15 protein-coding genes, 1 other RNA gene and 2 riboswitches are annotated in these 16,991 nt (G+C 28.5%); of the genes, 13 read left to right on the top strand and 3 right to left on the bottom strand.

Annotated features, from left to right (window positions below):
- Positions 1-5: 5 nt before the first annotated feature.
- The 8 genes from rnpB (at position 6) to ARA19_RS12195 (ending at position 7,993) form a co-directional block, all read left to right on the top strand.
- Positions 6-346, top strand: an RNA gene (gene rnpB, locus ARA19_RS16940) — RNase P RNA component class A.
- Positions 347-559: 213 nt separating this feature from the next.
- Positions 560-1,159, top strand: coding sequence for a hypothetical protein (locus tag ARA19_RS12225; RefSeq protein WP_055071247.1), 600 nt, complete (start codon positions 560-562; stop codon positions 1,157-1,159).
- Positions 1,160-1,352: 193 nt separating this feature from the next.
- Positions 1,353-1,979: an IS607 family transposase gene (locus ARA19_RS12220; RefSeq protein ID WP_055071246.1), complete on the top strand. Its 627-nt coding sequence runs from the start codon at positions 1,353-1,355 to the stop codon at positions 1,977-1,979.
- Positions 1,957-3,090 (top strand): RNA-guided endonuclease InsQ/TnpB family protein, encoded by a 1,134-nt coding sequence (locus ARA19_RS12215; protein WP_055071245.1) that lies wholly within the window; start codon positions 1,957-1,959, stop codon positions 3,088-3,090. The genes ARA19_RS12220 and ARA19_RS12215 overlap by 23 nt, the downstream gene beginning before the upstream one ends.
- A gap of 178 nt (positions 3,091-3,268) precedes the next feature.
- Complete coding sequence (locus ARA19_RS12210) at positions 3,269-3,517, top strand: DUF1653 domain-containing protein (protein ID WP_055071244.1); 249 nt, start codon at positions 3,269-3,271, stop codon at positions 3,515-3,517.
- A 75-nt stretch (positions 3,518-3,592) separates the two neighbouring features.
- Entirely contained in the window at positions 3,593-4,549 is a 957-nt protein-coding gene (locus ARA19_RS12205) for a D-2-hydroxyacid dehydrogenase (RefSeq protein ID WP_055071243.1), read from the top strand.
- 66 nt (positions 4,550-4,615) lie between these two features.
- Positions 4,616-4,693, top strand: a riboswitch (glycine riboswitch).
- Positions 4,694-4,785: riboswitch (glycine riboswitch) on the top strand.
- A gap of 72 nt (positions 4,786-4,857) precedes the next feature.
- Positions 4,858-6,264 carry an alanine/glycine:cation symporter family protein gene (locus ARA19_RS12200; protein WP_055071242.1) on the top strand — a complete coding sequence of 469 codons (1,407 nt, stop codon included), beginning with the start codon at positions 4,858-4,860 and terminating at the stop codon, positions 6,262-6,264.
- Positions 6,265-6,343: 79 nt separating this feature from the next.
- Positions 6,344-7,993 (top strand): methyl-accepting chemotaxis protein, encoded by a 1,650-nt coding sequence (locus ARA19_RS12195; RefSeq protein ID WP_055071241.1) that lies wholly within the window; start codon positions 6,344-6,346, stop codon positions 7,991-7,993.
- Between the two features lie 103 nt (positions 7,994-8,096).
- On the opposite strand, the gene ARA19_RS12190 is transcribed toward ARA19_RS12195, so the two are convergent.
- Positions 8,097-8,333, bottom strand: coding sequence for a hypothetical protein (locus ARA19_RS12190; protein ID WP_055071240.1), 237 nt, complete (start codon positions 8,331-8,333; stop codon positions 8,097-8,099).
- A 179-nt stretch (positions 8,334-8,512) separates the two neighbouring features.
- Here ARA19_RS12190 and ARA19_RS12185 point away from each other — a divergent pair, with 179 nt between their 5' ends.
- On the top strand, positions 8,513-9,751 hold the full coding sequence (locus ARA19_RS12185; RefSeq protein WP_055071239.1) for a hypothetical protein: 1,239 nt from the start codon (positions 8,513-8,515) through the stop codon (positions 9,749-9,751).
- A gap of 226 nt (positions 9,752-9,977) precedes the next feature.
- Here the strand turns inward: ARA19_RS12185 and ARA19_RS12180 are convergent, their stop codons facing one another.
- Positions 9,978-11,204 carry an aminopeptidase gene (locus ARA19_RS12180; RefSeq protein WP_423230609.1) on the bottom strand — a complete coding sequence of 409 codons (1,227 nt, stop codon included), beginning with the start codon at positions 11,202-11,204 and terminating at the stop codon, positions 9,978-9,980.
- Positions 11,205-11,400: 196 nt separating this feature from the next.
- Positions 11,401-11,928, bottom strand: a complete 528-nt coding sequence (locus ARA19_RS12175) for a hypothetical protein (RefSeq protein WP_055071237.1) — start codon at positions 11,926-11,928, stop codon at positions 11,401-11,403.
- A 201-nt stretch (positions 11,929-12,129) separates the two neighbouring features.
- Between ARA19_RS12175 and glsA the strand changes: the two genes are divergently transcribed.
- The 4 genes from glsA (at position 12,130) to ARA19_RS12155 (ending at position 16,902) form a co-directional block, all read left to right on the top strand.
- Complete coding sequence (gene glsA, locus ARA19_RS12170) at positions 12,130-13,044, top strand: glutaminase A (RefSeq protein ID WP_055071236.1); 915 nt, start codon at positions 12,130-12,132, stop codon at positions 13,042-13,044.
- Positions 13,045-13,108: 64 nt separating this feature from the next.
- Positions 13,109-15,730 (top strand): DNA polymerase I, encoded by a 2,622-nt coding sequence (gene polA / locus ARA19_RS12165; protein WP_055071235.1) that lies wholly within the window; start codon positions 13,109-13,111, stop codon positions 15,728-15,730.
- Between the two features lie 14 nt (positions 15,731-15,744).
- Complete coding sequence (coaE, locus tag ARA19_RS12160) at positions 15,745-16,347, top strand: dephospho-CoA kinase (RefSeq protein WP_055071234.1); 603 nt, start codon at positions 15,745-15,747, stop codon at positions 16,345-16,347.
- Positions 16,348-16,356: 9 nt separating this feature from the next.
- Positions 16,357-16,902, top strand: a complete 546-nt coding sequence (locus tag ARA19_RS12155; protein ID WP_055071233.1) for a lytic transglycosylase domain-containing protein — start codon at positions 16,357-16,359, stop codon at positions 16,900-16,902.
- Positions 16,903-16,991: the final 89 nt, after the last annotated feature.

Raw genomic sequence — 16,991 nt, 5'->3', positions numbered from 1 at the left:
ATAAGCGAGTAAGCCAGACAATCGCTGCTTAGAAATAAGGAGAGGAAAGTCCGAGCTTCATAGGGCAGGGTGCTGGTTAACGGCCAGTGGAGGTGACTCTAAGGATAGTGCAACAGAAAGATACCGCCTAGTTTACTAGGTAAGGGTGGAAAGGTGCGGTAAGAGCGTACCAGCGTATTGGTGACAATACGGCTATGTAAACCCCACTTGAAGCAAGACCAAATAGGAGGACAATTAAGGGGTGGCCCGTCCCGTCCTCGGGTGTGTCGCTTGAGCCTATAGGCAACTGTAGGCCTAGATAGATGATTGTCTAATACAGAACTCGGCTTATAGACTTGCTCGTTCCAATAAGTTCTAAACTACTTGATTAGTCAAGGGTTTAGGGCTTTTTTTTATAAAAGAATTGATATGTAGATTAATTTATATTTAGTGGAAATAAGTGAATTTACATAACAAATATGATAATATATTACTATAGAAGATATTTTATATTTTTTTACACTTGTTTGAAAACGATTACTAAGTTTGTAGTTAAAATTATTAAAAGGAAGGGATTAAGATGTTAGGTAAATTGACAGAACAAATTAATGAAGACTTTTATGTGAAAAATGGGAAAACTGTAATTGGAGAAATGCTCAATGAATTTAAGTTTGAAGATATTTATTTAATAGTAAAAAAACGTTTAGAGCTTAGTAGTTACAAAAATGTAAAGTGTTATGAAGATATAATTCTTAAAATTATTAGTGAATCAGATTTATTATTTGATAGTAAAGAAAAATTTTATAAGTATATAGAAAGAGTTGATGAGGAAACACTAAAAAAAGAAGGGTGGAGAATTTATACTGGAATAGCTATACTTATAGATTTAAGAGCTTTAAGTAAGACAAAGAATAAAGTAAGAAAGGATTTAATATATAGAGAACTGAACTATTTAAATGATAAATGTATTATAAATAAATGTAACAGGAAAATTTATTTAGATGGCTTATGTAAATTTCATTATTTTGAAAAAAGAAGGAGAGTAAATAATAAAAGGATGAAAAATATATCAAGATGTAATGTCTGTATTAATAGCAATTGTGAAGAAAAAATATTCTCAGGAGGATTATGTAAAAAACATTATGAAGAGTTTTTAATGGATTTAGGGAGAGGAGAATAATTTTTATTTAAATATTATAGAGAAATTATAGCATTTAGTTTAAAATAAAGAGAGGTTTAAGTTAAAGAAGGTTTTTAGTAAAGAAATTTTATACAGAAGGGTGATAACAGTTAAAATAAATCTATAAATATCTATAAAAATATATTATTATCTTATAAATATAGTTGGATAATATTATTGAGGTGATAAATACATGAAATATTACTCAATAGGAGAATTTGCAACTAAAATAGGCAAAACTGTTCAAACCCTTAGAAATTGGGATAAAAATGGAACTTTAAAACCATCACATATAACAAATGGTGGTACAAGATATTATTCACAAGAGCAACTTAATCATTTCTTAGGTTTAAAATCAAAAGTGCAACTAAATAAAAAGACTATAGGATATTGTAGAGTTAGTTCCCATAAACAAAAAGATGACCTTGAAAGACAAATAGAAAATGTTAAAATCTATATGTATGCTAAGGGATATCAATTTGAAATTGTCACGGATATAGGAAGTGGGATTAATTATAATAAAAAGGGATTAAATCAACTAATAGATATGATTACCAATTCAGAGGTTGACAAAATAGTAGTTCTTTATAAAGATAGGTTAATTAGATTTGGATATGAATTAATAGAAAATCTATGCAATAAGTATGGGACTATTATTGAAATTATTGATAATACTGAAAAATCGGAAGAACAAGAATTAGTTGAGGATTTAATTCAAATAGTTACAGTATTTAGTTGTAGACTTCAAGGAAAAAGAGCAAATAAAGCTAAGAAGATGATTAAGGAGCTGTTAGAAGATGATACTTGCGAAAAAAGTTAGATTATACCCAACAGAAGTTCAAGAACAAAAGCTATGGCAATCCGTTGGTACTGCAAGATTTATTTATAACTGGACACTTGTAAGACAAGAAGAAAATTATAAAAATGGTGGTAAGTTTATTTCAGATAATGACTTAAGAAAAGAAATAACTCAAATAAAGAAAACAGAATTAACATGGTTGAACGAAGTATCTAACAATGTAGCAAAACAGGCAGTTAAAGACGCTTGTAATAGTTATAAAAGGTTCTTTAAAGGGTTGTCCGATAAACCAAGATTCAAGAGTAGAAAAAAGAGTAAGCCATCATTTTATAATGATAATTACAAGTTGAAAGTTAAGGATAATGCAGTAAATATTGAAAAAGTAGGTTGGGTAAATATTAAACCCTATTCAATTCCTTTAAACACTACATATAGCAATCCTCGCATCAGTTTTGATGGGAAGTATTGGTATATATCAGTAGGAATTGAAAGAGAATTGCCAAAGGTAGAACTTACTGGTGAAAACATAGGAATTGACGTTGGGGTGAAAGATTTAGCTATTTGTAGTAATGGTATGACTTTTAAAAACATCAATAAAACTAAAGAAATTAAAAGGCTTAAAAAAGTCTTAAAGAGAAAACAAAGAAAAGTTAGTCGAAAATATGAAATGAATAAAATTGAAAGTGAGGTGAAAAACCGTTGTCAATTTAAAAAGACTAATAATATTATAAAACTTGAAAAGCAAATAAGATTACTTCATAGAAAATTAACTAACATAAGAAGTAATCATATTCACCAAGCAACGAATAAGATAGTGAAAGCCAAGCCGTCAAGAGTTGTTATGGAAACACTTAATATCAAGAATATGATGAAAAATCGTCATTTATCAAAGGCTATTGCAGAACAATGTTTATACGATTTTAAAGTTAAAATGAAATATAAATGTGAATTTTATGGGATAGAGTTTGTAGAAGCTGATAAGTGGTATCCATCATCAAAAACTTGTAGTAAGTGTGGAACTATTAAGAAAGATTTAAAGTTAAAGGATAGGGTTTACCAATGTTCATGTGGACTAAAGATAGACAGAGACTTTAATGCTTCAATTAATCTTTCACGATATAAATTAGCATAATATCATCTAAAAGATAATGCTAATATGTACCAGTCGTTGTATGGGAATTTAAGCCCTCGGACTGTCACATCAATGAGAGTAGCTTGTAAATTTATTTATAGCAAAATCAGACAGGATGAACAGGGAATCAAACAAGAATTATAGATATTTATAGATTTTTGGCAACGGGTGAATAATAATGAATAGAATAATAGATGGAAAAGGAAAGATATTTAGACATTTTAAAGGGGATCACTATTTAGTAGAAGATATTGTTACTCATTCAGAAACAGGAGAAAAAATGGTTTTATATAAAGCTTTATATGGAGAGTATGGGAGATTTGTTAGACCTTTAGAAATGTTTGCCGAGGAAGTACCAGAGGGAAAAGTAAATCCTACAGGACAAAAATATAGATTTGAGCTTGTTAATATAAAATCAGTAAAATAAGATTCCTTAACTAAAAATACTTTAAACATAATTGAGATATTAAGTTTTAAAATAATAGAATTAGAGGTGATAAATTTGAGAAATATAGTATTATTAGACGGAAAAACTATGGGGACTTTTGATTTTTCTATTTTAAGTGAATTAGGGAATTTTAAGTATTATGATTTTACTACAGAAGAAGAGGTAGTAGATAGAATAAAAGAGGCTAATGTGATAATTACTAATAAGGTAGTTTTAAATGAGAATAATTTAAAAGAAGCAAAAAATTTAGAAATTATATGTGAAATGGCTACAGGATATAATAATATAGATATTGAATATGCTAGAAATAATTCTATAGCGGTAACTAATGTGGCTGGATATTCAACTAACACAGTAGTACAACATACTTTTGCAGTTCTTTTAAGTTTATATAATAAGATAGCTTACTATGATGATTATGTTAAATCAGGTAGATATATAGATTCAAATATATTTACACATTTAGATAAACCACTTAATGATATTTCAGGAAAGACTTTTGGAATAATAGGTCTTGGTGAAATTGGTAAGAAAGTAGCTAGAATAGCAGAAGCTTTTGGAGCTAAGGTCATTTACTATTCTACTTCAGGAAAAAACTCTACAGATGAATTTGAAAGAGTTAATTTTGAAGAATTATTAAATAGAAGTGATATTATATCAATTCATGCACCTTTAAATGAAAGAACACTAGGGCTTATAAATTATGAAGCTATGAAAAAGATGAAAAAATCAGTTGTTTTAATAAATATGGGAAGAGGTCCTATTGTAGTAGAAGAGGATTTAGCAAAAGCTATAGATGAAGATTTAATAAGTGGAGCTGCTTTAGATGTATTTGAAAAGGAGCCTATAAATAAGGGTAATATGCTATTAAAGGTTAAAAATAAGGAGAAGTTAATTCTTACTCCACATATAGCTTGGGCAAGTATAGAATCAAGAACTAGATTATTTAATGAAATGGTTGAGAATATAAAAGCTTTTTATAAGGGTGACATGAGAAATAGAATAGTGTAATAATTATTGAATTAAATGGTTAAACATGGTAAAATGTTTTTAAATTAAAAATTTAATAGAGTTCGGATGAAGATATTGGGAGAGAGACTAATTATAGTCCACCGAAGAGGGAAATCTTTCAGGTAAAGGGACCGATATTGGACGAGCCTCTGGAGAGACTCAGAATGAGCACCGAAGGAGCAAAATAGGGCTAACGCTCTATTGAAACTTTCAGGTAAAAGGACAGGGGATAGATAAACTTAACAATTATAATATTGTTAGGTTTAATTCTAAACCCTCCTAAATTTAAATTTAAGGAGGATTTTTTTATGATTAATTTTAATGTTTTAGCTACAACTTTTTCTATTGAGGGATTTTTAGAAAAGGTAAATTCTTTAGTGTGGGGAGCACCACTTTTAATATTATTAGTGGGAACAGGTATATATTTAACAATGAAATTAGGTTTGCTACAAATATTTAAATTACCCTTGGCGCTAAAGTTTGTTTTTTCTAAGGATGAGGAATTTGAAGATGAGAACAATCAAGGAGATGTATCAAGCTTCGCAGCATTATGTACTGCATTATCTGCTACTATAGGAACTGGTAATATTGTAGGAGTGGCAACTGCCATAAGTGCAGGGGGACCAGGAGCTTTATTTTGGATGTGGATTGCTGCCTTTTTTGGAATGGCAACAAAGTATGCAGAAGGAGTTCTTGCTATAAAATATAGGGTTTTAGATGAGAATGGTAATATATCTGGTGGACCTATGTATTATATAGAAAGAGGATTGGGATTAAAATGGCTTGGTAAATTATTTGCTATATTAGGCATAGGTGTTGCTTTTTTTGGTATAGGAACATTTGGACAAGTTAAGTCCATTGCAGATTCAGCAAAGATAGCATTTAATATGCCTTTATGGTTAACAGCTATAATTGTAACTATACTAGTAGCTATGGTAACTTTAGGTGGAATTAAAAGAATATCAAAGGTTTCAGAAAAGGTTGTACCACTTATGGCAATTTTATATGTATTAGCTGTTTTAATAGTTTTATTTTGTAATTTTACAAAGATTCCAAGTGCTATAGCTTTAATAATAGAAAGTGCATTTAATCCTAAATCAGCATTGGGAGGAGCCGCTGGAATAACAGTTGTTATGGCAATACAAAAGGGAATAGGTAGAGGTGTATTTTCTAATGAAGCTGGTTTAGGAAGTGCACCCATAGCAGCGGCGGCAGCAAAAACTAATTCACCAGTAAAACAAGGGTTAATATCAATGACAGGAACCTTTTTTGATACTATATTAATATGTACAATGACAGGTCTAGTCATAGTTATAACTGGTTTTTATAATAATATTAATTTTGAAGGAGCAGCTTTAACAACAGCAGCCTTTGAAGCAGGATTCCCTATTGCAAATGTTGGAGTATATATAGTAAATATAGGTCTTATGTTTTTTGCTTTTACTACTATTCTAGGATGGAATTATTATGGAGAGAGATGTGTTGAGTATTTAGTAGGTGTTAAAGGAATTAAGGTATATAGAATGATTTATATAGCTTTAGTTGGAATAGGTGCATTTTTACCATTAACTTTAATATTTATAATTGCAGATATAGTAAATGGTCTTATGGCATTTCCTAATCTAGTTGCTCTTATAGGGCTAAGAAAAGAAATTATAAGTGAAACAAAGGAATTTTTTAGAGTGAAGGAAGAGCATCAACAGAAAATTTTATAATTTTATTCTATAAAGTTGTGTAATCACCCTGACGAAAATATAGTAGAGAATAATTATGAGACGTGATAGGGGTGTAATCATGGTAGAAAAGAAATTGATAAAGGGGAGTAAAAAGCTTAAAAGTATAGGCAGTAAGGTTACTGTATTTATTTTAATTTGTATTTTAATCGAAGTTGTAGCTGCAATTTCTATGTATTCTCAAAGTCAAAAGGTTTTAGTGAATAGTATTATAAATACAAATAGTACAATTCTAGCAGAAATCAAAAGGGAGCTTTTAAGTGAAGATAAGAAAGAGACAAATTTAAAGGAACTAACGAATAATGGAGAAATAGATAATAGTGTATACTTAGTTGAAAATGGAAAATCAAAAGAATTAACATCTAATAATATTGTAAATGAGAGTTCAACTGGAGAAATTTTAAAAAATATTAATGCAGCTAGTGATGGAGTAGGAGCCCTTAGTGTAAAAGTTGATGGAAAATCAAGAACAGTAGTTTATGATAAAACTGTTGGAGGGAATAGAGTATTATTTAGTGTATTAAATCAAGATTCAATTAAAAAACAACTGAAGCCAATAAGGATGAATGTTATATATACAGCAATAGGAGTAATGGCTTTAGCTATAGTTGGTACTCAATGGTTAAGTAAGAATATAAATAAGAGTGTTAAAATTCTTAAAGATAGTTTAAAGAGAATTGCAGAGGGAGATTTAAGAGAAGCTGTTGTTTTAAATACGGGAGATGAGTTTGAAGGCTTGGCAGATTCAGTAAATAAAACTCAAGATAGTATGAAGGAACTTTTAGGTAAAATAAGTGAAAATTCAGAAGTACTTTTAAAGTCTTCAGAAAATATAGCTGCTATGGCAGAGGAAACTACAGCATCTTCTACAGAGGTTTCAAGAGCTATAGAAGAAATATCTACTGGTACTATAAGTCAATCTAATAATGCACAACAAAGCTTAGAGTCTATGGAAGTATTATCTATGCAACTTGTTGATATAACTGGAATAACAGAAAATATGTCAAGTATAGCAGAAAAATCTAATGCAATCATAGAACAAAAAGGTAATGCTATAATAGAAAGCCTTATTGAGAAGTATAGTAAAAGTAAAGCTGCAACACAAGAATTTAATACTTTAGTTATTGATGTTGCAAAGAGTACAGATAAAATCAATGTTATATCAAATAGTATTTCTCAAATAACAGAGCAAACAAATCTTCTAGCTTTAAATGCAAGTATAGAGGCAGCTAGAGCTGGTGAAGCCGGAAGAGGATTTGCAGTTGTTGCTGATGAAATTAGAAAGCTTGCAGAGCAATCAAAAAAATCTACTGAAGAAATAAAGAGTATAATTGAAGAAATAAGGCAAAAATCAATTAAAGTTACAGAAAGTATTGAAGATAGTAAAGTTGTCGTTAGTGAACAAGAAGAAGCTATGTTTAAAACAAAAGAAATATTTGGTGAAATATTAAAACATATAAATGAAGTTAATGGAAATGCCTTTGAAATAAAAAGCTTTGTTGAATTCATAAATATGAATAAGGAAACTGTTGTTGAGGAAATGGAGAATGTTGCTTCAGTATCTCAACAAATAGCATCTTCAACAGAAGAGGTAACTGCTTCAACAGAAGAAGTTACAGCAACAATGGAAGGTCTTACAAAGTATACAGAAGATTTAGAAGTAGTTGCACAGGAATTAAAAGAAGCAATAAATATTTTTGAACTAAAATAATATAAAGGTTTAATTTAACAGGGGTTATCTCTATTTTTAGAATAAAAATCTAATTGGAGATAGCCCATTTTTTATAATGGAGGATTATGACTATTAAATGTCCTTAAATTGGATTATAACTAAAACCTAGATGTTTATAATTTTTACTTATAAATTCATTAAGATCAGTTTCTAAAATTAAATAGTGGCCATCCTCATAAATAGCATTTAAAGTATTAGATTTTATATTTTTATATATATAAGCTCTAATAGTGCTTTCTAATAATTTAGAATGAAGTTTATATTTACAAAGAAAAGAACTTTCTTTTATGGTTAATCTTTTTTTTTTGTCAGAGTCCATTTATAATCACCTACAACAAAATATTCAGTAAAATAAAAAATATTATATGTTGAAATTAAAAGAAATAGTATAATATATATTATATGAATAATAGTTATTTTATCTATTGATTTTTATAAAAAATTACTATTAAATTTTACAGCAGAAAAATAAGTAGGTAACTTTGGAGGAGTTTAAAATTGTATAAGAAGACTATAAAAGAAGATGGACTTACAAGTTGGATGAAATTCTATAATTTAACAAATAATAAAAATACATTGGATTATGCTGATACAGTAAAAGCTATAGTTTTAATAAACTTTACTATGGAAGAGTTTATTATAAAAAGAGAAGAACTAGAAGAACTAGTTGAAAGAGGAACTATAGATAGAGATGTAATTGATAAAAGTGAAAGTTACATCGATAAAAACATAATATATATGCCTGCAGGGCTTAATATTCATTTCCATGAGAAAAAGGGAAGTGAATATAATCAATATATCTTTAATGTTTGTTATGGAATAATGATGGAAAATATAAATATATACTTTAATGGTATATACGATACTTTAGATAAAGTTAAAAGAGAAAATATTTCAAAAGCAAAATCATTAAATAGTAGATACGGCGATATAATAGACAGAATAATGAAAATATTATATTTGTTTAATGAAAGTGATGCTGATAATACAGGATTGAATACTATCTATAGATTTATAAGTTATTCCATAAAAACTGAAGGGATAATGCTAAAATCTTTAATAAAAGAAATGTTAGAGTTATTAGTTGAAAAATCATATATTGATGTGGATTATGATGGTAATTATTTTATAATGAGCGAAGAAAGAAAAGATATAAGAAGAAAAACTGTTTCTACTATAAAAGAATTAGAAAATTCAGAAGTTGATAAAATAATAAAAGAGTTAATAAAGGAGGAATTTACATCTATGATCTCTCAAATGGGAGAGCTAGCAGTTAACATTGAGATTTTAGATGATAAAATTAACAGAGGTCTAAGTAATTTAAGTATAAAATTAGATCTGCACATAGGTGAGGGAAAAGATTCTAAAAAGGGATACTATATGTTAAATACAAGACAATTTGATAATGTTGTATATTGGTATAGTACTCAAGATTTAAATTTTTATAATAAAATGAAGTGGCTTATTGCATATAGTAATGCCATTGATTTTTATATAGAAAAATGGAAAAATAATAAAGAAAAAGCAAGGCTTTTAAAACATGAGCATAATAATAGAATATTAATTTTTAAAGAAATGAAATCTGAAATATTAGGAGGCTTTGAAAATGGCTTTTTAATAGTATCAGGAGAAAATAAAAAAATTAATAATCTTGGAGATTGCAAGGAAATCTTAAACTTATTAATAGACAACCTTGAAAATAAAAACAGATTCAAAAAAATACTTAATTTAAAGTAATTAAAAAAGGAGAAGGGGCTGTATTATCAGCCCCTTAATTTATAAGTTATATAAACGTATTTTTTTCATCTGCCGAGATAGCTATATAGGTACAAAATGCTGTGACCATTGAACTAGTATTAGAGCTTCTTTACGTAGGTGAGTGGTCACAAATGGTGAACCTATATAGCTAGATAAAAGGCAAAGAGGATGTATCTGTAATTTGATACATCCTCTTCTTATTTTTTTAGAATGCCCAGTTTCCGTTTTCGAATACTTTAAATGTTTCACCAGTTGTAGTTGTTGCTGTTATATTTAGGTCTTTAGTACCTATCATAAAGTCAACATGAGTTAGTGAATCATTTGCACCTTCTTTAGCTAATTCTTCTTCTGAAAGTTTTTCTCCATTTTCAACACATAATGAATATGCTTTTCCTAAAGCTAAGTGACAAGAAGCATTTTCATCGTAAAGTGTATTGAAGAAGATTATTCCTGAATTTGATATTGGAGAATCATAAGGAACTAAAGCAACTTCACCAAGATATTTAGCACCTTCATCTGTATCAAGAAGATGTTTTAATGTATCAGCACCTTTTTCTGCTGTGAAATCAACAACTCTACCATCTTTAAAAGTTAAAGAGAAGTTATCTATTAAGTTTCCACCGTAGTTTAAAGGTTTTGCACTATAAACTATACCATTAACACCAGTTTTTAAAGGCATTGAAAATACTTCTTCTGTTGGCATATTAGCAATAAATTCAGTACCATCTTGAGTATGTTCAGCACCACCAACCCAAAGGTGTTTAGGAGCAAGTTCAAGAACTAAATCTGTTCCTAATGAATTTGTATAGTGTAATGATTTAACTTTTTTGCTATTTAAATAATCCATCTTATCTTTAAGATTATTTTTATGTTTCTCCCAAGCTTCAACTGGATCTTCTTCATTAACTCTTACGATTTTGAAGATAGCATCCCATAATTTATCTACTGCTTCTTCTATTGGCATGTCAGGGAATACTTTTTTAGCCCAACCTTTTGTAGGAATTGAAACGATTGACCAAGCATTTACATTGCTCATAAGTCTTTCGCTGAATTCTTTAGAAGCGATGCTAGAAGCTTTTCTTGAAGCGGCAACTTTAGCAGGATCAACATCTTTTAATAACTCAGGGTCTGATGCTGATATACTTAAAAATGCAGCTCCTTCTTTTGCATAGCTTAATCTAGATTGTTTAACCCATTCAGGTACGTTTTCGAATACTTCCATAGGTGAATATTCAAATTTTAATTTACCAGTTAATTCATCATTCCAATGAACAACTACTTCTTTAGCTCCCACTAAGTAAGCTTCTTTTACAAGCATTCTTGTGAAAGAAGCACATTCTATTGGAGAGTTTATAACTAAAGTTTGGTTCTTTTGAATATTAACACCTGTTTGTATAGCAAGTTTAGCATATTTTTGTAATAAGTTTTCCATATTTTCGATCATGGAGTAATCACACCTTTCTTTAAGATTATAAATTTTTGTATATAGTAAGATTTAACTTAAGGTATAGCTTTAAAATACCCTAGTTAAATCTATCTAAATTAACTAAATTTAAGTTATATTCTATTATAATTCAATTTTACTAGTAGTACAAACAAAAAAATAATAAAAAGTTAACAAAAATTTATTAATTGAAAGGAGATTTGTCATAATAAATTCCTCTTATTGTGTCATAATAGGAATCACCAAAGTTTGATGTGCAACCAAAATCAATTAAATAAAAGTTATTATCAACTATTCCCCAAGATCTAGAACTAAAAATATCATTTCTAAAGAGATAGAAATTAGAGATTAAATCTTCAATATCCTTTTTTACAGAAGGTTCATCACGAATTTCATTTAAATCTATATAAACATTCTTATTTAAATATTTATTATAAGGTAATGCCTTTCTCATTATTATTAATCTATCTGTAGAATAATAAATGGGACAAAGATATCTTTTTATACGGGCAGGAGCGTTATAATAAACATATTCCTCTACGAAATTTTGATGATATCCATCAGGATTATTTTTAGCAACTTTTACTACAAGCTCATTATTTAATGAATAAACTTTTCTTGCTATTCCTTCACCAAGAAATTTAAAATGCTTTTTAAAATCACTATTGGAAAAATTATTTAATATTCGAAGGTTTTCAGTTGTTAGCTTCATTAATAAATTTCTCCTATAATTACTACTATTTAGATTATGAATAATAATTATTAAATGGAACAATAATTTTTAGTAAAGGGTAGATAATATTTTTTATGGGCTGTATAATTACACTGTAAGGATATTGAGTAAATCCTTTTAAATAGGCTATGAGGTTAACATATTAACCTTATAGCCTATTTAAAAGAAAGGGTGATTAGCATGATGTTACTAGAAAATTTAATTGAAAAAAATAAGGAATATGCATCTAAAGGGAATGTTGCTTCATATATTCCAGAGTTAGCTAAGGCTGAAGCAGATGATTTAGGTGCATGTATAATTACATTGTCTGGGGAAATATATAAGGCTGGAGCTTGTGATAAAAAATTTACTATTCAAAGTATTTCAAAGGTTATAACTTTAATGTTAGCGCTTTCAGATAATGGGAAAGAATATGTTTTTAGTAGAGTATCTGTTGAACCAACAGGATATAGTTTTAATAGCATAGTTAATTTAGAGATAAAGAAAAAAAATAAACCTTATAATCCGTTAGTTAATTCAGGGGCTATAGTGACAACTTCCCTTATAAAGGGAAAAGATAAGGATGAAAAATTTAATAGAATACTAGAGTTTTCTAGAAAAATTATGGATAATAAGGATTTAAATATTAACGAGTCTGTATATCATTCAGAAAGCGAGACAGGAGATAGAAATAGGTCTCTTGCGTATTTCATGAAAAGTACTAATTATCTAGAAGGTAATGTAAGTGAAATATTAGATATTTATTTTAAACAATGTTCTATAGAGGTAACTACTGTTGATTTAGCTAAATTAGGTTGCGTATTAGCTAATGATGGAATATTACCTTGGAATGGAGAAAGAATAGTATCTAAGGAGATTTGTAAAATTGTTAAGGCGGTAATGACAACTTGTGGATTATATGATGAATCAGGAAAATATGCTGTTAGAGTAGGAATTCCATCTAAGAGTGGTGTTGGTGGAGGCATAATGTGTGCTGTACCTAATAAGCTTGGAATTGGAATATTCGGTCCAGCATTAAATGCTAAGGGAAATAGTGTAGCAGGTATAAATTTGCTTGAAGACCTGGTTAAAGAATTAGATTTAAGCATTTTTTAAATTATAAACATTCAAGCTATGGAAATACTATATTTAATAGGTATTTCAACTTATGGAGGAAAATATGGAGAAATTAATAATATTAGATGGAAATAGCTTAATAAATAGAGCTTTTTATGCTTTACCTTTATTAAGCAATAAAAAAGGAACTTATACAAATGCAGTTTATGGATTTTCTAATATGCTTCTTAAACTTAAAGAAGATATAAATCCAGATTATATAGTTGCTACTTTTGATAAAAAGGCACCAACTTTTAGACATTTAGAGTATAAAGATTATAAGGCAGGAAGAAAAAAAATGCCACCAGAACTTGCACAGCAATTGCCAATAGTTAAAGAGTTTTTAAAGCTATTATCAGTTACAATATACGAATTAGAAGGATTTGAAGCTGATGATATAATAGGTACTCTTGCTAATTTTGCAGCAAGTAAAGGAATTGAAGTTTATATTATAACTGGAGATAAGGATGCATTACAGTTAGCCAGAGAAAATATAAAGGTTTGTATTACTAAAAAAGGTGTTTCAGAAAAAGAAGTTTATGATGAACAAAGAATGATTGATGAATTTGGAGTTACTCCTACTCAATTTATAGATGTAAAAGGACTTATGGGTGATAAATCAGATAATATACCAGGGGTTCCAGGAATAGGAGAAAAAACTGCTTTCAAATTAATTAATACTTATGGTTCAATTGAAGAAGTGTTAAATAACATAGAGAACATCAGTGGAAAGAAGTTAAAAGAAAATTTAACTGAATATAGTGAACAGGCTATATTTTCTAAGAAATTAGCAACAATAATGACTGAAGTTCCAATTGATTTTGATTTAGAGGAAATAAAGTCACAGGATAATTGTGATTTAAATGCATTAAGAAATTTCTATAGAGATCTTGAAATAAAAATAACAGATGAAAGACTTAATGTTTTTGCTAATTCAGATAATATGGTTCTTGAAGAAGAAGTTATGGAAGAAGCTAATTACAAGGAAGTTAAGAATATAGAAGAGTTAAAAGAACTTAAAGAAAATATAGAAAAGGAAATTTTCTTAATATTTAAGTTTTCAGAGGAAGATAGATTTTCTACTCTTAATATAGAAAAAATATTCTTAAATACAAAGAGTTTAAATTATAGTTTAGACTTTAAAGCTTTAATAGGTAATAAAGAATCCTTTGTATTATTAAAAGAAATATTTGAAAATAAAAAAATAGAAAAAAATACTTATAAGGTAAAAGATGCTTTAAAAGTTTTAATTAAGCATAATATCACATTAAAAGGAATAGTATTTGATTGTGAAATAGCAGCATATTTAATTGATTCTTCAAAGGGGAACTATCCATTAGAAGAAATAATTAATATATACCTAAGTGAATATCCTAAATATGAAGAGGAATATAAAAATGAAATTCTTTTAACTTATATGCATAAGTTAACTGAGGTTTTAAAGGATAGAATTAAAGAAGAAGCTATGGAGGAATTATTATATAAAATAGAGTTACCTCTAACAATAGCTTTAAGTGATATGGAAGCCATTGGATTTAAAGTTGATGGTGCTATGCTTGATGATTTATCAATTAAATTTAAGAGTGAAATAGAAAAGTCACAGGGAGAAATATTTGAATTAGCTGAAGAGGAATTTAACATAAATTCACCTAAGCAACTTGGAAAAATACTTTTTGAAAAATTAGATTTACCAGTTATAAAGAAAACAAAAACAGGTTATTCAACTAATGCTGATGTTTTAGATAAGCTTAGAGATAAACATCCTATAATAGATAAGATAACTTATTTCAGACAATTATCAAAAATATATTCAACTTATGTAGAAGGTCTTAAGAATGTTATTGATGTTGATGGAGCTATCCATTCTACCTTTAATCAAACGGTAACTACAACAGGAAGATTATCTTCAACAGAACCTAATCTTCAAAATATACCAATAAAATATGAAATGGGTAGAGAAATAAGAAAAGTCTTTATACCTAGAGAAAAGGATGATTTCATTCTTTCAGCGGATTATTCACAAATAGAACTTAGAGTACTTGCACATATGTCACAGGATGCTAATATGATAAAGGCATTCAACGAACATTCAGATATTCATACTAGAACTGCAGCTGAAGTATTCAATGTAGAACCTTCAGAGGTAACAAGTATTATGAGAAGTAGAGCGAAGGCAGTTAACTTTGGTATAATATATGGAATAAGTGATTTTAGTCTTTCTCAAGATTTAAAAATAACTAGAAAAGAAGCTAAGGAATATATGGATATATATTTTGAAAGATATCCAAATATTAAAAAGTTTATTGATGGTGTTTTAGAGGAAGCTAAAGACTTAGGATATGTAAAGACAATGTTAAATAGAAGAAGATTTATACCAGAAATAAAAGCAAGTAATAAAATTGTTAAAGCTTTAGGTGAAAGACTTGCAATGAATGCACCTATTCAAGGAACAGCAGCTGATATAATTAAACTTGCTATGGTTAATGTGTCTGAAGAATTAAAGAATAGAAAGCTAAAGAGTAAATTAATACTTCAAGTACATGATGAACTTATTCTGAATGTAGATAAAGATGAGCTAGAGGAAGTAAAGGATCTTGTAAAAGACAAGATGGAAAATGTTTTAAAATTAGATGTACCTTTAGATGTAGACATAAATATAGGAAAGACATGGTATGAAGCGAAATAGAAAGGATGAGAAGGTTGATTAAGGTAGGGCTTACTGGTGGAATATGTTCAGGAAAGAGCACCATATCTTCAATGTTAAAGGAAAGTGGTTTTAAAGTTATTGATGCTGATGAGATAGCTAAAGAGGTCCTTTCTAAGTACCCTGAAATATTAGAGGAAGTAAGATTAACTTTTGGGGGGACTTTTTTCGATTGGCGTGGAGAATTTAGAAGAAGAGAATTTGGAAATCATATATTTAGGTTTCAGAAAGAAAGATTAAAATATGAAGCTATAATAATGCCTTATATTAAAAAGGAAATAGATGAAGCTTTTAAAGTTCATGAAAAAAATGGAGAACAATTAGTTGTATTAGATGGGGCAACTCTTATAGAAAATGGTTATCATAAAGAACTAGATATGATGGTACTTGTTTGGGTAACATTACAAGTGCAAATAGAAAGATTAAAATTTAGAGATAAATTAACACAAAATGAAGCTGTCAATAGAATTAATGCACAGTGGAGCTTGGAAAAAAAGAAGGAATTTGTTAATCTAGTAATAGACAATAGTAATAACATAATAAAGACGAAGGAACAAGTTGACGATTTTATAGAGTTATTAAATTTATATAAAAAATAGGGGTAAAGAATGAAAAAAAAATTTAGATTAGTATTTTTAGCAGTATTTACGTTTTTTATCTTAGGGGCTAGTTATTTATTATTAAAAGGTGTACTTTTTCCAATGAAGTATAGTGATTATGTTATAGAATATAGTAATGAGTATGATTTAGATCCTATGCTTGTTATGGCAGTTATGAAGGCAGAAAGTAACTTTAATCCTAATATTGTATCTCATAAAGCAGCTAATGGACTTATGCAAATAACAGGAGATACAGGGCAATGGATAGCAGAAAAGTTAGATGTCACTAATTTTCAGAAGGAAATGCTTAAGGATCCAGAAACAAACATAAGATTTGGTTGTTGGTATTTAAGGTATTTATTAGACGAATCAGAAAGTGAAGAAATAGCCATAGCTGCCTATAATGCAGGAATAGGTAATGTTCAAAAATGGTTAGAGGACCCAAGATACTCGAAAAATGGAGATAAATTAGATTATATACCTTTTAAAGAAACAGATAAATACGTAAAAAAAGTAGAGGCATATAAAAACATATATAAGACAATATATGATTAAATAAACTAAGAAGAGGGGATGTATCAAATTACAGATACATCTCCTCTGCCTTTTATCTAGCCATATAGGTTCATCATTTGTGACCACTC

The sequence above is a fragment of the Clostridium massiliamazoniense genome (assembly GCF_001403635.1).
Taxonomy (GTDB): domain Bacteria; phylum Bacillota; class Clostridia; order Clostridiales; family Clostridiaceae; genus Sarcina; species Sarcina massiliamazoniense.
The sequence above is the reverse complement of the archived record's forward strand: the minus strand, read 5'-3'. Positions and strand labels throughout refer to the sequence as shown.